The 19,544-nt window shown below is 66.5% G+C and carries 16 protein-coding genes; 5 read left to right on the top strand and 11 right to left on the bottom strand.

Going from position 1 to position 19,544, the window contains the following annotated elements:
• Positions 1-803: 803 nt before the first annotated feature.
• A complete protein-coding gene (locus FHR72_RS11260; RefSeq protein ID WP_183468051.1) occupies positions 804-4,208 on the bottom strand; it encodes a hypothetical protein in 3,405 nt (1,134 codons plus the stop codon).
• Positions 4,209-5,070: 862 nt separating this feature from the next.
• Between FHR72_RS11260 and FHR72_RS11255 the strand changes: the two genes are divergently transcribed.
• Positions 5,071-5,421: a VOC family protein gene (locus tag FHR72_RS11255; RefSeq protein ID WP_183468050.1), complete on the top strand. Its 351-nt coding sequence runs from the start codon at positions 5,071-5,073 to the stop codon at positions 5,419-5,421.
• Positions 5,422-5,433: 12 nt separating this feature from the next.
• Here the strand turns inward: FHR72_RS11255 and FHR72_RS11250 are convergent, their stop codons facing one another.
• Complete coding sequence (locus FHR72_RS11250) at positions 5,434-6,426, bottom strand: LLM class F420-dependent oxidoreductase (RefSeq protein ID WP_183468049.1); 993 nt, start codon at positions 6,424-6,426, stop codon at positions 5,434-5,436.
• A 77-nt stretch (positions 6,427-6,503) separates the two neighbouring features.
• Between FHR72_RS11250 and FHR72_RS11245 the strand changes: the two genes are divergently transcribed.
• On the top strand, positions 6,504-6,929 hold the full coding sequence (locus FHR72_RS11245; RefSeq protein ID WP_183468048.1) for a pyridoxamine 5'-phosphate oxidase family protein: 426 nt from the start codon (positions 6,504-6,506) through the stop codon (positions 6,927-6,929).
• Here the strand turns inward: FHR72_RS11245 and FHR72_RS11240 are convergent.
• From FHR72_RS11240 to FHR72_RS11210, 7 genes are all read right to left on the bottom strand, one after another.
• Entirely contained in the window at positions 6,926-8,431 is a 1,506-nt protein-coding gene (locus FHR72_RS11240) for a class I adenylate-forming enzyme family protein (RefSeq protein WP_183468047.1), read from the bottom strand. The two genes, FHR72_RS11245 and FHR72_RS11240, sit on opposite strands and share 4 nt — an antisense overlap.
• 26 nt (positions 8,432-8,457) lie before the next feature.
• A complete protein-coding gene (locus FHR72_RS11235) occupies positions 8,458-9,420 on the bottom strand; it encodes a helix-turn-helix domain-containing protein (protein WP_183468046.1) in 963 nt (320 codons plus the stop codon).
• Between the two features lie 395 nt (positions 9,421-9,815).
• Positions 9,816-11,972: a 3-hydroxyacyl-CoA dehydrogenase NAD-binding domain-containing protein gene (locus FHR72_RS11230; protein ID WP_183468045.1), complete on the bottom strand. Its 2,157-nt coding sequence runs from the start codon at positions 11,970-11,972 to the stop codon at positions 9,816-9,818.
• Between the two features lie 30 nt (positions 11,973-12,002).
• Positions 12,003-13,214, bottom strand: coding sequence for an acetyl-CoA C-acetyltransferase (locus FHR72_RS11225; protein WP_183468044.1), 1,212 nt, complete (start codon positions 13,212-13,214; stop codon positions 12,003-12,005).
• 207 nt (positions 13,215-13,421) lie between these two features.
• Entirely contained in the window at positions 13,422-13,610 is a 189-nt protein-coding gene (locus FHR72_RS11220; protein ID WP_183468043.1) for a hypothetical protein, read from the bottom strand.
• A 35-nt stretch (positions 13,611-13,645) separates the two neighbouring features.
• Entirely contained in the window at positions 13,646-14,752 is a 1,107-nt protein-coding gene (locus FHR72_RS11215; RefSeq protein ID WP_183468042.1) for an alkene reductase, read from the bottom strand.
• A 120-nt stretch (positions 14,753-14,872) separates the two neighbouring features.
• Positions 14,873-15,289 (bottom strand): RidA family protein, encoded by a 417-nt coding sequence (locus tag FHR72_RS11210; protein ID WP_183468041.1) that lies wholly within the window; start codon positions 15,287-15,289, stop codon positions 14,873-14,875.
• Between the two features lie 104 nt (positions 15,290-15,393).
• On the opposite strand from FHR72_RS11210, the gene FHR72_RS11205 reads away from it, so the two are divergent.
• From FHR72_RS11205 to FHR72_RS11195, 3 genes are all read left to right on the top strand, one after another.
• Positions 15,394-15,861: a MarR family winged helix-turn-helix transcriptional regulator gene (locus FHR72_RS11205; protein ID WP_183468040.1), complete on the top strand. Its 468-nt coding sequence runs from the start codon at positions 15,394-15,396 to the stop codon at positions 15,859-15,861.
• A gap of 92 nt (positions 15,862-15,953) precedes the next feature.
• Complete coding sequence (locus FHR72_RS11200; RefSeq protein ID WP_183468039.1) at positions 15,954-17,432, top strand: FGGY-family carbohydrate kinase; 1,479 nt, start codon at positions 15,954-15,956, stop codon at positions 17,430-17,432.
• An 11-nt stretch (positions 17,433-17,443) separates the two neighbouring features.
• Positions 17,444-18,619 (top strand): pyridoxal phosphate-dependent aminotransferase, encoded by a 1,176-nt coding sequence (locus tag FHR72_RS11195; RefSeq protein ID WP_183468038.1) that lies wholly within the window; start codon positions 17,444-17,446, stop codon positions 18,617-18,619.
• Between the two features lie 16 nt (positions 18,620-18,635).
• On the opposite strand, the gene FHR72_RS11190 is transcribed toward FHR72_RS11195, so the two are convergent.
• Together FHR72_RS11190 and FHR72_RS11185 are read right to left on the bottom strand one after the other, a co-directional pair.
• Positions 18,636-19,094 carry an SRPBCC family protein gene (locus FHR72_RS11190; RefSeq protein ID WP_183468037.1) on the bottom strand — a complete coding sequence of 153 codons (459 nt, stop codon included), beginning with the start codon at positions 19,092-19,094 and terminating at the stop codon, positions 18,636-18,638.
• 4 nt (positions 19,095-19,098) lie between these two features.
• Positions 19,099-19,539, bottom strand: a complete 441-nt coding sequence (locus tag FHR72_RS11185) for an SRPBCC family protein (protein ID WP_183468036.1) — start codon at positions 19,537-19,539, stop codon at positions 19,099-19,101.
• Positions 19,540-19,544: the final 5 nt, after the last annotated feature.

The following is a 19,544-nucleotide window of genomic DNA, read 5'->3' as shown; positions in this document are numbered from 1 at the left end:
GCGGGCGGCCCAGATTCCGGCGTCAACGCATGCGTCGTCCTTGGCGCAGGCACGATGACGGGTGGGGGTTGCGCACATACTGTTCCTCCGTTTGCTGCACCTGCAATCCCCCCGGATCATGTGTGGTTCGCACGCGCCCGCTTTACGTGCAGAAGTGCAAATCGGAGAAGCTTCGCGCTGACAGAGACGCGCGTCATCGAGCAGCGGTCATCGCCGCTCCCCCGACCCATTCCTGCACCATTTACTGGTTTGCTGAAAGGATCGACGTTTCCGGCGTCTCGTTCCAGCTACGCAGGAGCCTAAAGCATTCCGTGACGTCCACGCTAATATTTGCCCAGATTCTTTCGTGCGCAACAATTTGGCTACAGTGGTTGTCGAGTCAAGAACCTTGTTAGCCTGGTCAAATACCGGATCTATAGCGCATCCGCAAATGTTAGGGCATCAAAACTGGACACGTCACGAAGCGAATGCAACCACGGTGAAGTTTGCGCATTTCGGCTGCGAGGACGACACAGGGTCACCTACCCTGTCTTCAGCGGCCCGCACGCCGCCGTGGGCTCCTATGGCAGGGATGGCTTCAGGGATTGCTCTCCCGAAGCGGCGTCGCCGTGCCGTGCGCCTGTGCGACGTGTACCCCCAGGGCGGACTTCACGCCGATGATCGCCGCCCGCCCACGGTGGCTGCCCACGCTCTGCACAGACCCATCGCGATGATCGGCGCCGCGCTTTGCCGAGCCCCCCGCTGGGTGGTATGCCCTCCGCCCACACCGTCGGTCTACCTTCGACCTGAGCGGTGCTTGCTGGTCACCACAGGACGCTGAGTAGCGATGCCCCTGAGCCGGTCTGGCCGGCATCGTCGGTGACGGTCCACGTCAGATTGCGCACAGCACCGAATCCGTTCGAGGTGGCCGAGAATTTCACGGCTTCCAGGGCAGCGACGTACTGCGCTCTGGTCGCGTTTCCTGTGAAGGTGAGTGTGTACGTCGCGGCGCTGTAGTTCGCGGTGAGCGGGATACCGACGATCGGCGAGAAACTCAACAGATCCCCGCCGGCCCCGTTGGTCACCCTGACGGTAGCCCCGGTCATGTAGTCCGAATCGGCATCGGTGATGGATGCCGAGCCCAGTGCCGTCGTCGCCGCGCCGTTTCGTGTGTGAGAAGGCCACCCAGCGGTGACGACCAGGGGCGGAAGCGGATTTCGCACGTTGGCGGTGGCCGCACCGTTGAGCAAGCCGGAGCTGCTGACGCCCGTGTCATCGGACACCGAAATCGCAATGCCGCGGACGAGCAGCACCCCGCCGGTCGCCGAGAACGTGACCGCCTTGAGCGCCTCCTCGTACTCGGCTTTCGTCCCGGCGCCGACAAGCGTCAGTGTCTTCGTGCCGGCGTCCCAACTCGCGGTGATCGGACTACCGATCGGCCGCACGTAGCCAAGGACATCGCCTGCCTGTCCGAACGCTTCGATGCTCACCCGCGCAGACGAGAAGCCATCCGAATCGGCGTCGGTAATGGTGACCGACGACAGAAGTTTGACGGGCACCGTTCCGATGGTGTGGGTAGGGGTTCCGAGCGTGATGACCGAGGGGGGCAGCGAGTAGCGCACGCCGGCGGTGGCGGCCCCGGGAAGAAGGCTCTCGACACCCGTGTCGTCGATGATGCGTACCGATATGCCGCGAACGAGTAGCGCACCCCCGGTCGCCGAGAACGTGACGGCTTGCAATGCCTCTTCGTACTGTTCTGTGGTCGCCGATCCGAACAGCGTCAGGGTTCGGATGGCGCCGTCCCAGGATGCAGAGACCGGGTTTCCCGGCGGGGCGATATAGGCGAGCAGATCCCCCGCCTGTCCGAAAGTGGTGATGGTCACCGTCGCTTTGGACATTCTGTCCGAATCGAGATCGCTGATGCTCACCGATGACAGCAACTTCACCGGGGCAGTCCCGATGGTGTACGTCGGCGCCCCGATCGTCACGATCGCCGGCGGCAACCCGATCACACTCACAATCGCCGCACCCGGCACCAGAGCCTGCACCTGGGCGTCATCGGTCACCGAGATCGACACACCCCGCGACAACCCACCCTCGGTGGTCGAGAACGTCACCGCCTTGATGGCCTGCTCATACTGCTCAACCGAGGCGAGTCCGCTCAGCGTCAATGTCCGCGTCGCCGCATCCCACACACCCTGGATGGGATTACCGTCAATCATGCTGTAAGCCAGCACATCACCGGCCTTGAAACCGAGCGCACCGATCGTCAACGTCGCCGAAGACAACTTCTCCGAATCGACATCGGTGATCGTCACCGACGACACCACCTTCACCGGCGAACCACCCAGCTTGAACAGCGGCGCCCCGATCGTCACGATCGCCGGCGGCAACCCGATCACACTCACAATCGCTGCACCCGGCACCAAACTCTGCACCTGAGCGTCATCGGTCACCGAGATCGACACACCCCGCGACAACCCACCCTCGGTGGTCGAGAACGTCACCGCCTTGATGGCCTGCTCATACTGCTCAACCGAGGCGAGTCCGCTCAGCGTCAATGTCCGCGTCGCCGCATCCCACACACCCTGGATGGGATTACCGTCAATCATGCTGTAAGCCAGCACATCACCGGCCTTGAAACTGAGCGCACCGATCGTCAACGTCGCCGAAGACAACTTCTCCGAATCCACATCGGTGATCGTTACCGACGACACCACCTTCACCGGCGAACCACCCAGCTTGAATAGCGGCGCCCCGATCGTCACGATCGCCGGCGGCAACCCGATCACACTCACAATCGCCGCACCCGGCACCAAACTCTGCACACCGTCGTCATCTGTCACCGAGATGGTCAGTCCCCGCGGTAGTCCACCCTTCGTCGCGGTGAAAGAGATCGCGAGCAGGGCCTGCTCGTATTCGTCGGGCGTCGCAAGTCCCGACAGTGTCAGGGTTTTGGACAGCGCATCCCACGTAACCGTGATCGGACTGCCTTGTGGCGGTGTGTACTGCAAGACGTCGCCATCCTGGCTGGACGTCGCAATCTTGATGACGGCCTTGGAGATCCGGTCGGAGTCGAGGTCGGTGATCGTCGCCGAGGTGAGGATCTTGACCGGTGCGCCGCCCAGCGTGAAGATGGGCAACCCGACGGTGACCACGCCCGGTGGCAGTTGCACCACCGGCGTGACGGTGACCGGGACCGTGACGGTGACGTTGTCTTTTTCTGCGAGTCCGAACAGCCGCGCAATCCCGTGGAACAGCTTCTGGATTGACCCCAGCGCCCCGGTGAGGTGCTCGGAGTCGTCCCGGATCACGATCTGGAAGCTGTCGGTCAGTGGATCGCCCGCCACGATCGCGGTCGGGGTGTAGACGAATCTCCCGGTGATCGGATCCCTGACGACAAGACCGTGCGTCGGCTGAATGATGTCGTAGGTCAACGGATCACCATTGGGGTCGGTGGCGTTGAGATCGATGAACAGCTGCCCGGTCAGAATCTGTTCGATGGTGATGGGGCCGTACACCGGGGTCTTGTTCGCGAAGGTGTGGGTGATCTGCCTCCGGACCCAGGCGAGGAGCGCGTCGAACCACGGAACAGGAGCGGGGGCTTCGGGGTCGGCGAACGGTGAGACCACCGACGACACCAGGGCTGAAACGAAGCTCACCGTCTTCGCCGCACCCGCGTCACCGACGGACACCTCAGGCGCCGGGGTCGAGGAGCTGCCGATGTCGACGTTCGCGACGCCGGGGGCGTGCTCCGCCTCGCCGTTCTCGTCGTCCTCGCCGTTCCCCGTAACCGTGTGGTCGGTTGATTCGCTGAGGTCATCGATCAGCTGGTCTTCGGCGGGCCCATCCTCGTCGGTTCGAGGCTGAGTGACCACCGGCTCGGCCGGGTCGTCTTCAGGGCCGGGCGGCTGCTGCGGTTCCTTGTCGGAGATGTCCTCGGACGGAACGTCCGCGTCGTCGGGCGATGTCTCGGTGGTGTCGTCGTCGGAATCGTCGGGTTCCGATCCTGGATCCAGTTCGTCGTCGTCGGCAACGGTGTCGTCGGCTGTCGGCTCGTCTGACTCGGCAGCGGGCGAATCCTCGTCGCTGCCGGAGGGAGGGGGTGTCGTTGAGTCAGGAGCGTTCTGCTCGTCGGCCCGGGAATCCGACACCGAGGCCTCAGAGTCAGTGTCGGCGTAGGCGACGGCAGAGGAGTTCGCGACCGCAAGACCTACCCCGAGAGACACTGCCAAGGCACCGACCCGCCCGATGTGCAGGGTCAGTCTCGACGATCGACGTGTGTGCTTGGGCGCCCGACGTTCGCCGGTGGTGTCCACAAGGTCGCCGGCAGACCAGTAGTCCCGGGCGGCGCGGGTCTGTCCCGAGCGCTCGGCACGGTGACGGGCCGGGGCTGCACACATAGTCTTCCTCCGTTGCTGTGTCTGCACCCCCCGGTTGTTCAATTGTTCCCCGCGTAGCGCACCAGGAGCGTGACCCAGAGGCATCGGGAAGAATCGTCCGCAGCGTCGGCGCCTGCAGGCGGCGATCTCACAGCCCGAAACCACGTCCATCTGGAACGAACCTTGGTTTGCTGGACGCACGCCTCAATGTCCAGCGTGCGTCCAGCAAGAATGAGCGTAAGCCAATAACGTGACTCTGATAACGAAATCCGAGAGATTTTTTGCAGATGCAAACGTGCAGCAATCAGCCTGGTCCGGTCAGTGGGATATATTTCGAGCTCAAGATGCGACAAACGCATTATCAGCAAATTTTCACACGAGAAAATTAAACTCAGCCAGCGCGGTGCCGTCGGCCGTCCGCACCCCGCTCGTGGTTGAGACCCTGGTCCGTCCGTCCCCCCCTCCGCGTTGCCGCGAGGCCGGATCACTGCGCGGGAGCGCGGCGCGGCGCGGCGCGGTGTGGTACCTGGGGTTGCTCGCACAGAACATCCACGTCGTATTTATGCGACGGCAGGGCACCCACCATGCCGGGGCTCTGCGCTCTCCGCCGATCGGACACCGCGGCGCCACAGTAGCCACGTCGAATTATCCTGCTGAGACGTCAGTATTTGCCAAAAGTGTCGTCCGACCCGGCTCGTAGGGTAGTGGCATGAGTGTCCGACGCGTCGTGCCCATCGTGTCCGTCGACGACATCGAGGCGGCCCTGCCCCACTATCGATCGGTGCTCGGCCTGGAGGTGGTGATGAACCACGGATGGATCGCCACACTCGCCGATGCCGACCACCGACATCAGGTGAGCCTGATGACACGAGACGCGACCGCGAGGGTCAACCCGTCGCTGTCGGTTGAAGTCGACGACGTCGATGCCGCGTACGGCGCTGCCGTGGCCGCAGGGTTGACTATCGTGCACCCGCTCAGCGACGAAGAGTGGGGTGTCCGTCGGTTCTTCTTCGCTGACGCGCAGGGCAACGTCGTCAACGTTCTCAGTCACAAGGGTTGAGCCGCAACCGATTCACGTAAAGGCCGGAATGACCTCACGTTCGAACAGCTCGATTCCGGAGCGGTCGTAGGCCGCCTCGGGGAAATAGCAGATCACGTACTCGCAGCCGAGGTCGCGCAGCTTCCCCAGCGCTTCGACGAGTTGTTCCGGTGTGCCGCTTCCCGCTTGCGGCGTGTTCATCGCGTTGAGCATCGCGTCGGCCGCGGACTCCCCGCTGAATTCGGCGATGCGCGAGCGCACCCTTCCCAGCCGGTCTTTCACGTCGGCGTCGGAGGTTCCGACGACGGCGTTGATGTTCGCCGACCGCACGATCGCCTCGAAGTCGGTGCCGACATCGCGGCAGTGGCCGGCCAGCACCTGCGACTTGTGTTCGAATCCTTCGGGCTCCGACGTGAAGTTCGTGTACTGGGCGTACTGCGCGGCGATCCGCAACGTGACCTTCTCGCCGCCACCCGCGATCCACAGCGGTATGCCGCCCTCCTGCAGCGGCCGCGGAGCGACGATCGCCCCGTCGGTCTGGTAGTGCTTGCCGTCGAAGGTCACCACGCCGTCTCGCCACGCACCGCGCATGATCTGGACACCTTCGTCCAGTCGGGCCAGCCGCACGCCCGCCGACGGAAATCCGTATCCGTAAGCGCGCCACTCGTGTTCGTACCACCCGCCGCCGATACCCATCTGGATGCGTCCGCCCGAGATGACGTCGGCGGTCGCAGCGACCTTCGCGAGGTAGGCCGGGTTCCGGTAACTCATGGCGGTGCACATCTGGCCCAGCTTGATCCGCGACGTCGTCGCGGCGTAGGCCGCCATCAGCGACCACGCCTCGTGCGTCGCCTCCCCCGTGGGCACGGGGACGGTGTGGAAGTGGTCGTAGACCCACAACGAATCCCAGACGTCGCCGTGGTCCACATACGTCGCGAGCTCGCTCATCACCCGCCAGTGGTCACGAGGTTCGATACCGACCAGGTCGAGTCGCCAGCCTTGCGGGATGAAGAGTCCGAAGCGCATGCACCCGACTCTATGTCGAGCCGAGGGTCCGCGAAACGGGAAGCTGCGTTGTCACCGGGGGTCGGTACCGTGACCCCATGGCACTCTCCAGAGAAGATCGCGAACAGTTTCTGGCCGAGCCCCACGTCGGCGCGTTGTCCATTTCTCACGGTCCCGAGCGCGGCCCGCTCACCGTGCCGATCTGGTACCAGTACACCCCCGGGGGCCCGCTGTGGTTCACCACCGGCAAGGGTTCCCGCAAGCACCAGTTGATCGAGGCGAGCGGCTTCGTCTCCCTCATGGTCGAGCGTGTCGAGCCCAGCGTGCGGTACGTCGCCGTGGACGGCCCGGTCCTGCGTATCGAACCCGGCACCGATGAACAGCTGGTGGAGATGGCGCGTCGCTACCTGCCGCCGCAGACGGTCGACGGCTACCTCGACATGGCCCGGCGCGAGCACGGAGAATCCGTTGCGGTGTTCGTCGAGACGGCGCACTGGCTGTCAGCGGACCTCGGCGCCTTCTAGGCCTGACCGCCGGCATACAACGCCGCCACCGCGGGCAGGCTCACCTTCAACGCGGGGTTGCGCGGCAGCGCGTCGACGGCGGTCACGGCGACCGGTACGTTGTACACCGGAAGCTGCTGACGGACAAGATCTTTGAGTTCGTCCTCGGACGGGGTCGGCGCACCGGGCCTGGTCTCGATCGCCGCGAACGGCACCTGTCCGAGCCGTTCGTCGCGGACGCCGACCACGCAGGCGTCCCGGACGCTCGGATGCCCCATCAGTACGCGCCGGACCGTCTCGGGGAGCACCTTGAAGCCTCCGCGGTTGATGGCGCCGTCGGCGCGCCCGTGCAGCATGACGAACCCGTCGTCGTCGATACTCGCAATGTCGGTGGTACGGATCCACTCGGGGCCGATCGGCGCGACCTTGGCCTCCAGCACGCCGCGCTGACCGGCAGGGACCTCGCCGCCGGTCTCGGGGTCGACGACCCGCAACTCGGTATCGGGAAGCGCACGTCCCACGCTGTCACGCTTGGCCTGGCCGAAGTCGCGCAGCATCTCCGGCGTCCAGGCGCACAGCGACCCCGCGAATTCCGTTGCGCCATAGGCAAGCCGGATGGGAATGCCGTATCGCTGCTCGAACTCGTCACGAGTTTCGGGGTCCAGCGGACCAGACGCGCTGATCAGGAATTCCAGCGAGGCGAGGTCCGCGGCGGCCACATCTGCGTCGAGAAGCATCCGGATCACCGCAGGCTGGACGCCGGCCCGCGTGACTCGATGTCTCTTGACGGCATCCACCCAGCCGTCGACCGTGAACCGCTCCAGCATCGCCACCCGGCGGCCGTTGTAGATCCCCGCGATCAGCTGACAGACGCCGATACCCCCGAACTGCCAGTAGGCGAATTCCGGTGGCGCATCATCGGCCGCACGTTCCCCCGCGGTGACGCTGAAGACCGTACGTTCCAGCACATGGATCGGGATTGCCTGCCTTTTGGGCGGTCCCGTCGTTCCGCTCGTCAAGATCTTCAAAGCCACGCCGGGCTCGGCCGGCGCGTGGGAGCGCGTACGGTCTCGGCGCTCCAACCCGCGCACCGATGCGACCGCAGGTTCGGCGAGAGACAGGGAGATACCTGCGCAGCCTGTGCGCGTCGCGGCGGCGACGACGGGCGCCGTCCAGTCTTCGGGGTCGGCGATGACGGCAGGCAGGTTGAGCCGTTCGATGTCGCGAGCGATGGCTTCCGGGGACTGGAACGAATAGATCATGACCAGCGTGCGGCCGGCCGCGAGCAACCCCACTATCGCCGCCGCATGGTGGAGGCGGTTCCGGACGACCAGACCGGCGGGTGCGTCGGCGTCCACGTCCGCGCCGCGGAGGGCAGCCGCCAGGTCGGCGCCGTAGGCCGCCACCTCGTGACCGGTGTACCAGCGGCCGTCGTACTCGATGCAGGGAGAATCGCCGTAACCGGCCAGCGCTGTCGCAAAGTTCTCGGTAAACCCTTCGGGCACCCCGTCATTCTGTGCCATCCAGGCGGGGCCGTGCCCCGAATCCGCTAGCCGGTGAACGCGCTGCGGTAATCGCTCGGCGTGGTGTGGACCTGACGCACGAAGTGATGGCGGTAGGTGGCCGGGGATTCGAAACCGACACGCACCGCGATCTGTTCGATCGAGAAGTCCGAGGCTTCCAGCAGCGCAAGGCTGGCCTGGATGCGCTGCTCGATGAGCCATTTGATCGGCGTGGTGCCGGTGGCTTTCGCGAACTGCCGCAGATAGCTTCGCCGCGACATCATCGACTGGGCAGCCAGGTCGTCCAGGGTGATGGGCCGGTCGAGGTTCTCCAGCGCCCACGCCATCCCGGCCGCGATCCGTCCGTCGGTGGCGGGCTCGGGCACCGGGGTCTCGATGTACTGCGCCTGCCCTCCGGCGCGGTGCGGTGAGACCACGAGGCGCCGGGCGACGTCGTTCGCGACGCGCACGCCATGGTCCGACCTCACGATGTGCAGACACAGATCGAGCCCGGCCGCGCAGCCCGCGCTGGTGAGCACGGTCCCGTTGTCGACGTAGAGCGGGGCGGAGTCCACGTCGATGCCCGGGTAGCGCTGCTTCAACAGATCGGTGTAGATCCAGTGCGTCGTCGCCTTTCGTCCTTCGAGGACACCGGCGGCGGCCAGCGCGAAGGCCCCCGAGCAGATCGACACCAGGCGCGCACCGCGACTCTCGGCGACCTTGAGTGCGTCGATGAGGCCGGGCGACGTCGGCTGGTCCACGTCACGAACACTGGGGATGACGACGGTGTCCGCGTCGGCGAGGTCGGAAAGACCGTAGGCGGTTCGAATGGTGGCGCCGCCCAGCAGCCTGATCTCGCCTGCTTCCGAACACAGTTTGACCGTGTACCAGGGCCGGGCGATGCCCGCGGAGAACCGCTCCGACAGCTCCGTCATGCCGAAGATCTCCGCGGCGAGCCCCGATTCGAAGCCCGTCATGCCGTCATACGCCAGGATCGCCACGGAATGCATGTCACTATCTTAACGACCATCGGCGCTAGGGCCACTGTTCCCGGTCTGTGAGTGTGGGCAGCATGGGTGACATGTTCTTGAAGCGCCCCACCCCGATGACCCGCCTCCGGTCGAAGCTCGGCAGGCACACCGCTTTCCGGCATATCAAGGAGTTCGGCACCGGAATACACGTCGCCCACGGCCTCGCCCACGGCGTTCGCCAACCGCAGGCGCCGAGCGTGCAGCGCCGACAGGAACGCGCACAGCCATGCCTCCAGACGCCCGGTTCCTGACGACGTCCCCGCTGTTGTCGTTACGCAGCGTGCACTCAACGGACCGGACTCGGCCCGCACACGCGAGAACCCCCGCGACCCGGAGGTCGCGGGGGTTCTGCGTCAGACGATGACTGCCGGCGGCTAGCTCAGCGAGGAGGGCGGGTTGAACCGCTCGCCGTAGCGCTCCGCCAGCTGCTTGGCGCGCGCGACGAACGCTTCCTTGCCTACCCCGAGCTCGCCCTGATAGCCGACGATGAACTGGGCCGAGCCACCGGTGTAGGGCGGGAAACCGATGCCCATGATCGAGCCGATGTTCGCGTCGGCGGTCGACATCAGCACGCCCTCGTCGAGGCACTTCTGCGTCTCCAGCGCTTCGGCGAACAGCATGCGATCGATCATGTCCTGCAGCGGGATATCGGCCGCGCCGGAGCCCGCCCCAGAAGAAAAGGTGTCGGCGAGACCGGGCCACAGGCCGGCACGCTTGCCGTCGACGTACTCGTAGAAGCCCGCGCCCTTGAGCCGCGAGGGGCGACCGATCTCGATCATCTTGTTGACCACGGCCTCGGCCGGGTGCGCCTCGTGGGTGCCGCCGGCCGCCTCGGTCGCCTTGCGGGTCTCGGTGGCGATCTTCTGCATGAGCTCCAGGTTGAGCTCGTCGGAGAGCTGCAGCGGGGCCGCGGGGTAGCCGGCCTGCGACCCGGCCTGCTCGATGCTGGCCGCGGGCACGCCCTCGCCCAGCATCGCCAGCGCCTCGTTGACGAAGGTGCCGATGACACGGGAGGTGAAGAAGCCGCGGCTGTCGTTGACCACGATCGGGGTCTTGCCGATCGCCAGCGTGTAGTCGAACACCCGGGCCAGCGCCTCGTCCGAGGTCTTCTCGCCTCGGATGATCTCCACCAGCGGCATCTTGTCGACGGGGCTGAAGAAGTGGATGCCGATGAAGTCCTCCTGGCGCTTCACGCCGGTCGCCAGACCGGTGATCGGCAGCGTGGAGGTGTTGGAGCCCAGCAGCGCGTTCGGCTCGACGATGTCCTCGATCTCCTGGAACACCTTGTGCTTGAGTTCCTGGTTCTCGAAGACGGCCTCGATCACGAAGTCGACGCCCTTGAGGTCGGCGGCATCGGCGGTCGGGGTGATACGGGCCAGCAGCGCGTCGGACTTCTCCTTGGTGGTGCGGCCGCGCTCGAGCGCCTTGGCCTCGATCTTCTCCGAGTACGCCTTGCCCTTCTGGGCGGCCTCGATCGCGACGTCCTTCAGCACGACCTCGTAGCCGGCCTTGGCCGAGACGTAGGCGATGCCGGCGCCCATCATGCCCGCACCCAGCACACCGATCTTCTTGATCTCCTGCTTGGCGATGCCGTCGGGCCGCGAGGCGCCGCCGTTGATCGCCTGCAGGTCCAGGAAGAACGCCTGGATCATGTTCTTCGCGGTCTGGCCGGTGACCAGGCCGACGAAGTAGCGGCTCTCGATGCGGGTGGCGGTGTCGAAGTCGACCTGGGCGCCTTCGACCGCGGCGTCGAGGATCGCCCGCGGGGCCGGCATCGGCGCGCCCTTGAGCTGCTTCTTCAGCAGGGCCGGGAACGACGGGAGGATCGCGGCGAGGGCCGGATGCGACGGCGTGCCGCCGGGCATCTTGTAGCCCTTCTGATCCCAGGGCTGGGTGTGGGCCTCAGGGTTGGCCTTGATCCACGCCTTGGCGGCGGGAACCAATTCCTCGACGCTGTCGACCAATTCGTCGACCAGACCGATCTCCTTGGCCTTGCCGGGCTTGAACCGGGTGCCCTGGGAGAGGATCTCCATGAACGCCTTCTGGATACCGAACATGCGCACGGTGCGGGCCACGCCGCCGCCGCCGGGCAGCAGGCCCAAGGTGACCTCGGGCAGACCGATCACGACACCTCGGGTGTCCGCGGCGATGCGGTGGTGACAGGCCAGCGCGATCTCCAGACCGCCGCCGAGCGCGGCGCCGTTGATGGCCGCGACGACAGGCTTGCCCAGCGTCTCGAGCTTGCGCAGGTCGGCCTTGATGAACTCGACCTCGGCGAACGACTCGGCCGCGTTGTCCGGACCGACGTTCATCATGCCCTTGAGGTCACCGCCGGCGAAGAAGGTCTTCTTCGCGCTGGCGATCACCACGCCGCTGATCGAATCCTTCTCTGCCACAAGCCGTTCGACGGCATTGTGCATGGATTCCTTGTAGTGCTCGTTCATCACGTTGGCCGAACCGGTCGGGTCGTCCAGCGTCAGGGTGACGATGCCCTCGGCATCCTTGTCCCACTGAATGGTGTTTTCTGCCATGATCTTTCAGTTCCTCCGTAGCCCGCGCGCTCAGACTCGTTCGATGATGGTCGCGACACCCATGCCGCCGCCGATGCACAGCGTGACGAGCGCCCGCCGTGCGTTGCGCCGCTCCAGCTCGTCGACCATGGTGCCCATGATCATGGCGCCGGTGGCCCCCAGCGGATGACCCATGGCGATGGCGCCACCGTTGACGTTGAGCTTCTCGTCGGGAATGTTGAGGTCCTTCTGGAACTTCAGCACCACCGAGGCGAACGCCTCGTTCAGCTCGAACAGGTCGATGTCGTCGACGGTCAGGCCGGCGCGGTCGAGGACCTTCTGGGTCGCCGGGGTCGGGCCCGTCAGCATGATGACCGGATCGGCGCCGGACGTCGCGGTCGCCACGATGCGGGCGCGCGGGGTGAGACCCTGCGACTGTCCCGCCTTCTCGGAACCGATCAGCACCAGCGCGGCGCCGTCGACGATCCCCGAGCTGTTGCCGCCGGTGTGGACGTGGTTGATCCGCTCGACGTAGTGGTACTTCTGCAGCGCCACGTCGTCGAAGCCGCCCATCGCGCCGACGCCGTCGAAAGCGGTGCGCAGCTTGCCCAGGCCCTCGATGGTGGTGTCGGGGCGCATGTGCTCGTCATGGTCGAGGACGACCAGACCGTTCTGGTCCTTGACGGGCACGACCGACTTCGCGAAGTAGCCGCCCGACCATGCTGCGGCGGCCTTCTCCTGCGAACGCAGGGCGTAGGCGTCGACGTCGTCGCGCGAGAATCCCTCGATGGTGGCGATCAGGTCGGCGCCGATGCCCTGCGGCACGAAGCCGATGCGGTAGTTCGTCTCAGGATCGGAGGCCCAGGCGCCGCCGTCGGAGCCCATCGGCACGCGGCTCATCGACTCGACACCGCCGGAGAGCACCAGGTCGTCCCATCCCGAGCGCACCTTCTGCGCGCCCAGGTTGACGGCCTCCAGGCCGGAGGCGCAGAAACGGTTGAGCTGGAAACCGCCCGTGGTCTCGGGCAGGCCCGCCACCAGGCCGGCGGTGCGGGCGATGTCGCCGCCCTGGTCGCCGACGGGCGATACGACGCCCAGAATGACGTCGCTGATCAGGGTCTCGTCCAGGTCGGGGTAGCGCGCGCGGATCTCGTCGATCAGGCCGACGACCAGGTTGACGGGCTTGATCTCGTTCAGCGAGCCGTTGCGTTGCTTGCCGCGAGGCGTGCGGATGGCCTCATAGATGAAGGCTTCTTCGGACATGTGCTCTCCAGGTCCTGTTCAGATCGGGGTTCGCGGATGTGCCGCGGGGAGGCTGATCCTCTGGTGGCGATGCTAGCAGCCTCGCCCAACCGCTTGGTTGGGCCCCGAACGAAGTACTGGAGAGACGCGAACTCGCACGATCCGAATGCGGACCGTGCGAGTTCACGTGCTGGGAGCAGGCGGCGCCCCGCTCACGGACCGTGGCGGCTAGTCGGGGGTGCCTTCGGTGTCGTCGAAGAACGACCATTCCCCGTCGTGCTCGACCTCCATGCGCCAGCCCAGCTCCGAGTTGTCGGCCTTCTGGTCGACGAACCAGGCGTGTGCGTCGTCGGCGCTCTCGATGTCCTTGGTGTCGACGACGTCGCCCTTCGGATTCAGTACGCGGTAGGTAGCCATGCCCACGGTGTTTCCCACCTCCGCGCCGTTCACACCTACGCCGATCGAGGCGTCACCAATTCGTCCAATGTCGGGTAGTCGATGTACCCGGCCGGCCCGGGGGCATAGAAGGTCTCGACGTCGGGCTCGTTCAGTTCGGCCCCCACGGTCAGACGATGCACGAGATCCGGGTTGGCCAGGAACGCGCGGCCGACCGAGATGGCACCCACCACCCCCCACTCCGCGAGGTTCTCCATGACACCGAAGTCGGTGTCCTGGGTCCGCGGGGTGTTCAGCACCAGGGTGCCCTCCCACTGCGTGCGCACCGCGGCGAACGCAGGCCGCGACGGCTCGATCACCACATGCAGGTAGGCGATGTCCAGGGACGCGATCCGGCACAACAGGGCCTCGTAGGCGCTGACCTGGTCGATCTCCTGCATGTCCCCTGCGCTGTTTCCCGGCGAGATCCGCAGGCCCACACGGTCCGCCCCGATCTCGGCCGCGACCGCCTCCACGACCTCGGCGGCGAACCTGGCGCGGTTCTGCGGCGAACCGCCGTAGACGTCGGTGCGTTGGTTCACCACGTCGGAGAGGAATTCGTGCAGCAGATAGCCGTTCGCAGAATGGATTTCGACACCGTCCATACCGGCGTCGACGGCACGCCGGGCGGCCGTCCGGAATTGACCGATGATCTCCTGGATTTCGCCGGTGTTCAGCGCGCGGGGCACCGGCAGCGGCTTCTTGCCGGCCGGCGTGTGCGTCACCACGTCTGCGGCGACCGCCGACGGGCCCACGGTCTCGAAACCGCTGATGTCGGGATGAGCCATGCGTCCGACGTGCCACAACTGGACGAACATCCTGCCGCCGGCGCGGTGCACCGCCGTGGCGATCTCGGCCCACTTGTCCTGCTGCCTGTCGGTGTAGATCCCGGGGGTGTTCATGTAGGCGCCGTTGGCCTGCTCGCATACCGCCGTGGCCTCGCTGATGATCAGTCCCGCTTCGGCGCGCTGGGAGTAATACTCCGCGGCCAGCGCGGACGGCGTCCCATCGGCATCGGCACGCGACCTCGTCAACGGCGCCATGAAGATTCGATTGGCGAGCTTCGCGTTCCCGAGATCGATGGGCTTGAGCAGCGCGGAGGTTTCGCTGAGCGTGAAGGTCATGATCCACCAAGCGCCCGTCGGCGCCGATTCATTCCCCGCCGACTCTCGGCCGGGCCCACAGGCACCGCTGTGGCATGGCCGCGAGGCCGCCTCACACAGCGCCGAACACGCTGGTGGACATCATTTTCCAAGGATTGCGGTGACCCGGATCTCGACCCGCATCCCGGGCAGTCCGAGCACGGTGACGCCGGTCTGGGTCCAGATCGGCGCCCGCTCCGGCATCCGCGCACGGAACTGGGCCACCATGACGTCGTTGTGGGCAGCGCCGATGGCATCCGCTTCGCTCGCGACGTGATAGGAGTTCACGTGCACGACGTCGCCCCATCCGGCACCCGCGGTGGCCAGCGTGCGCTCCACGTTGTCGAATGCCAGGACGATTTCCTCCTCCAGTGAGTCGGGGATATTGAGGTCGTCGTCCACCCCGCCCTGACCCGAGATCTCCACCCTGTCTCCGATTCGTACCGCCTGGCTGTAGTGCAACGTCTCCCGCAACTTCTCGCCGTAACCGGGCGTGTTGAAGAACTCGACATCAGTCATGGGTCACCTCTCGATATCACTTCATGCGTGAACCGTACGGTGGAAGTAATGACTTCATGCGTGAAGTTATTCCGAGGCCGGGCGGAGGCCGATAGTGTGCACCCATGGCGCGTACCTACGAACCGTCGTGGTTGACCCCGGAGGAGAAGGAGGCATGGACCGGGCTCGTGGCGCTGATGCTGCTGCTGCCCGGCCGGCTCGAGGCACCACTGCGCGGGGTGGACCTCACGCTGTTCGAATACCTGACGCTGAGCCATATCTCGGAAGCGCCGGGCCGGCGAATCCGGATGAGCGAGTTGGCGTTCCTGGCCAACGGCTCGCTGTCGCGGCTCTCGAACGTCGTCAAGCGCTTCGAACAGCGCGGCTGGGTGACCCGGTCGCCTGATCCTGCGGACGGCCGCTACACCCTCGCCCAACTCACCGACGTGGGCTATCGGCACGTGGTTCGCGCCGCGCCGGTGCACGTCCAGGCGGTGCGCGAACTGGTGCTCGACCCGCTCACCCCGACCGACCTGCGGGCGCTGACGCGGATCGCGGACAAGCTGAGGGTGGTTCACCCCAGCCTCGCCTAGGCCCCGCGCACGAGGGCCGCTCCACCGGCCGGAGGACAGACGTGGCGCGGTGTTCGCGACCCGGGACGCGGTGCGCGCCCTACGGTGGGACGGTGCAGACACTGCTCGGGATCGACATCGGCACCGGAAGCACGAAAGGTGTGCTCACCGATGCGGCGGGGACCCTCCTGGCGGCGCATACCCTCACCCATACGATGAGCCTCCCCCGGCCCGGGTGGGCGGAGTTCGACGCCGAAACGGTGTGGTGGCGCGAGATTCGCGAGATCGGCGGGGCCCTTGTCGCGCAGATGCCTCCGCAGGCGACGCTGGCCGGCGTGTGCGTCAGCGGTATGGGTCCGTGCCTGGTGTTGTGCGGCGACGACCTGACGCCGCTGCGCCCTGCCATCCTGTATGGCATCGACACCCGCGCGGTCGAGGAGATCGACCTGCTCACTGGCGAATTCGGAGATGCCGCGATCCTGGAGAGCGGCGGTAGCCGGCTGACCAGCCAGGCGATCGGCCCGAAACTGGAATGGGTGCGCCGGAACGAACCGGAGGTGTTCGGCGCCGCCACCCGCTGGTTCGGCGCGAACTCCTACATCGCGGCGAAGCTGACCGGCGAATACATCCTCGATCATCACACCGCCAGCCAGTGCGATCCCCTCTATGCCACGGCCGAATTCACGTGGAACCACGACTGGGCTCGCCGGATCTGCGGACACCTGCCGATGCCGACACTGGTGTGGCCCGACGAGGTGATCGGCGCGGTCACCCCGGAGGCGTCCGCTCAGACCGGCATCCCCGCGGGCACCCCCGTCCTCGCGGGCACCGTCGATGCGTATGCCGAAGCCTTCTCCGTCGGTGTCCGCCGGCCCGGGGACCTCATGCTGATGTACGGCTCGACGATGTTCATGGTCCAGGTCCTCGCCGACTACGCCACTGATCCGTCGCTGTGGACGACGGCCGCGGTGGAACGCGGAACCTATGCGCTGGCCGCCGGCACCGCCACGGCGGGCAGCCTCGTGACCTGGCTGCAGGGCGTCCTCGGCGACGCGTCGCTCGACGACCTGACCGCCGAGGCGCTGGCGGTGCCGCCCGGTGGCGAAGGGCTGCTGATGCTGCCCTACCTCGCGGGGGAACGCACTCCGCTGTTCGACCCGTACGCCCGCGGCGTCTTCGCGGGCCTGTCGCTGCGGCACGGCCGGGGCCACCTCCTGCGCGCGACATACGAGGGCATCGCCTTCGGTGTCCGCGAGATCCTCGAAAGGTTCGCCCAGGCATCGCCGGCCGCCCGCGTCGTCGCCGTCGGCGGCGGGCTGCACAGCCCGCTGTGGGCGCAGGCCGTGAGCGACATCGCCGGGTGCACGCAGTTGGTCCCGCACCAGACGATCGGCGCGAGCTACGGCGACGCGCTGCTGGCCGGCATCGGTGTCGGGCTGTTGCCCCGCGATACGGACTGGACCACGATCGACCGGATCATCGAACCCGACGGTGCACGCTCAGCGATGTACGACGACCTCTACCGGACGTGGCGCGAGCTCTATCCGGCCACCAGGGCACAGGTCCACCGCCTCTCGGCGCCCCGCGGCTAGGCTCCGATGCTGTGACGGTTCAACGCCTGAGGCCGTATGCGGTGACGGTCTTCGCCGAGATGTCGGCGCTTGCGACGCGTCTCGGAGCGGTCAACCTCGGGCAGGGGTTCCCCGACGAGGACGGCCCCCCGGCGATGCTGACGGCGGCCCAGAACGCCATCGCCGAGGGAGTCAATCAGTACCCGCCGGGGCTGGGCATTCCGTCCCTGCGTCAGGCCATCGCCGATCAGCGCCGGCGCCGCTATGGCACCGAATACGACCCCGACACCGAGGTACTGGTCACCGTCGGGGCGACCGAGGCGATCGCGGCGTCGGTACTAGGCCTCGTCGAACCCGGGTCGGACATCCTGCTGATCGAACCGTTCTACGATTCCTACTCGCCGGTCATCGCGATGGCCGGTTGCCGACGGCGCGCGGTGCCGCTTCGCCGCGACGGCAGGAGTTTCGCGATCGACCTCGAGGCGCTGCGGGCCGCGGTCACCCCGGACACCAGAGCCATCATCGTGAACTCGCCTCACAACCCGACCGGGATGATCGCCGGCGACGACGAACTGCGGGGGTTGGCCGAGTTCGCCGTCGCGGCCGACCTGCTCGTCATCACCGATGAGGTGTACGAGCATCTGGTGTTCGACGGGAAGGTGCACCGGCCGCTGGCCAACTATCCGGGCATGGCGGAGCGCACCATCACGATCTCGGGCGCCGGCAAGATGTTCAACGCCACCGGGTGGAAGGTCGGCTGGGCCTGCGGGCCCGAGGATCTCATCGCCGGTGTGCGCGCCGCCAAGCAATACCTGAGTTACGTCTCCGGAGCACCGTTCCAGCCGGCGGTGGCCGAGGCCCTGGCCACCCAGGACGCCTGGGTCGATGCACTGTGCGCGTCCTATCAAGCCCGTCGCGACCGACTGGGTGCGGCACTGACCGACATCGGGTTCGACGTCTACGACAGTTCCGGTACGTATTTCCTGTGTGTCGATCCCCGCCCGCTCGGCTATGACGACAGCACCACGTTCTGCGCGGAACTCCCCGAGAAGGTGGGCGTCGCCGCGATCCCGATGTCGGCGTTCTGCGATGCCGCGGCACCGCATGCCGACGAGTGGAAACACTTGGTGCGCTTCGCCTTCTGCAAGCGCGACGAGACACTCGACGAAGCCATCCGCAGGCTCCAGGCGCTGCGGCACCGCAGCTGACGGATCGCCGACGCGTCTACTCGACGCGGTGAGAACTCGTGCGCTGCATGGCCAGTCGGCGGATGCCCGTGGTGGACGCCTCGAGCACGGCGCTGCCGGCCCGGCGGATCATGAATTCCGGGATGGGCACGGCCGGTTCCACCGTGATCTCCACGCGTACTCGCGTCGAGGCGCCGTTGTGCTCGTCGGTGAGGCGGTATTCGACGTGCTGGGCGTACTGTTGCGACGTCGGTTGCGCGTCCCACACCAACCAGTCTGGACCCCAACGGTATTCGAGTAGTTCGGTGTCGCTGAGCCCGAGCACCCTCACCTTGACGCGCACGTGGTGCGGGCGGCCGTCGGGGTAGCGGTCGACGACGTCGACGTGCTTGTGCATCGACGAGTACGACGGCCAGGCCTCGACGTCGGCCAACGCGTCCAGGACGACGGGCATCGGTGCCTCGATGAGGACCTCGCGCGCCGCCCGGATGGCCATGTCGCTATCGCGCCGCGGCGAGCACGCGTTGGCGGAGGTTCTCCAGGGCGACATCGAGCACCATCCGCTTGGCCCGCCTGACCAGGAACGTCGGATAGGGAGCGGCCAGATCAAGGATCAGATCGAACCGCACCCGGGTCCGTTCCTCACCGAGCGGGGTCAGGTTGTATTCACCGTGCTGGCAGCGCTGCCGGCTCGTCTTCTCGGCGTCCCACACCACCCAGTGGTCGCCCCAGTGATATTCCAGCAACTCCTTGTCGGCGAGACCCATGATCTTGACCGTCGTTCGCACGTGGTGCGGCCTGCCGTCGGGGTGGCGGTCGACCACCTCGGCCTGTTTGTGCAGCGAGGACCACGAGGCCACCGCCTCGATGTCCGCCAGGGCGTCCATGATCGCCTCCGGCGGGGCTTCGATCACCACTTCGCTGGATGCCCGCACCGCCATACCGG

The sequence above is a fragment of the Mycolicibacterium iranicum genome (genome assembly GCF_014190915.1).
Classification (GTDB): Bacteria; Actinomycetota; Actinomycetes; order Mycobacteriales; family Mycobacteriaceae; genus Mycobacterium; species Mycobacterium iranicum_B.
This window is presented reverse-complemented; position numbering and strand designations above follow the sequence as displayed.

Bases quoted from the DNA above. Each gene is read 5' to 3' on its own strand.
- FHR72_RS11185 (WP_183468036.1), bottom strand. From the start codon at position 19,539: ATGGCGGTGCGGGCATCCAGCGAAGTGGTGATCGAAGCCCCGCCGGAG.
- FHR72_RS11235 (WP_183468046.1), bottom strand. From the start codon at position 9,420: ATGCATTCCGTGGCGATCCTGGCGTATGACGGCATGACGGGCTTCGAA.
- FHR72_RS11225 (WP_183468044.1), bottom strand. From the start codon at position 13,214: ATGTCCGAAGAAGCCTTCATCTATGAGGCCATCCGCACGCCTCGCGGC.
- FHR72_RS11245 (WP_183468048.1), top strand. From the start codon at position 6,504: ATGGCACTCTCCAGAGAAGATCGCGAACAGTTTCTGGCCGAGCCCCAC.
- FHR72_RS11205 (WP_183468040.1), top strand. From the start codon at position 15,394: ATGGCGCGTACCTACGAACCGTCGTGGTTGACCCCGGAGGAGAAGGAG.
- FHR72_RS11240 (WP_183468047.1), bottom strand. From the start codon at position 8,431: ATGGCACAGAATGACGGGGTGCCCGAAGGGTTTACCGAGAACTTTGCG.
- FHR72_RS11230 (WP_183468045.1), bottom strand. From the start codon at position 11,972: ATGGCAGAAAACACCATTCAGTGGGACAAGGATGCCGAGGGCATCGTC.
- FHR72_RS11210 (WP_183468041.1), bottom strand. From the start codon at position 15,289: ATGACTGATGTCGAGTTCTTCAACACGCCCGGTTACGGCGAGAAGTTG.
- FHR72_RS11220 (WP_183468043.1), bottom strand. From the start codon at position 13,610: ATGGCTACCTACCGCGTACTGAATCCGAAGGGCGACGTCGTCGACACC.
- FHR72_RS11250 (WP_183468049.1), bottom strand. From the start codon at position 6,426: ATGCGCTTCGGACTCTTCATCCCGCAAGGCTGGCGACTCGACCTGGTC.
- FHR72_RS11190 (WP_183468037.1), bottom strand. From the start codon at position 19,094: ATGGCCATCCGGGCGGCGCGCGAGGTCCTCATCGAGGCACCGATGCCC.
- FHR72_RS11255 (WP_183468050.1), top strand. From the start codon at position 5,071: ATGAGTGTCCGACGCGTCGTGCCCATCGTGTCCGTCGACGACATCGAG.
- FHR72_RS11215 (WP_183468042.1), bottom strand. From the start codon at position 14,752: ATGACCTTCACGCTCAGCGAAACCTCCGCGCTGCTCAAGCCCATCGAT.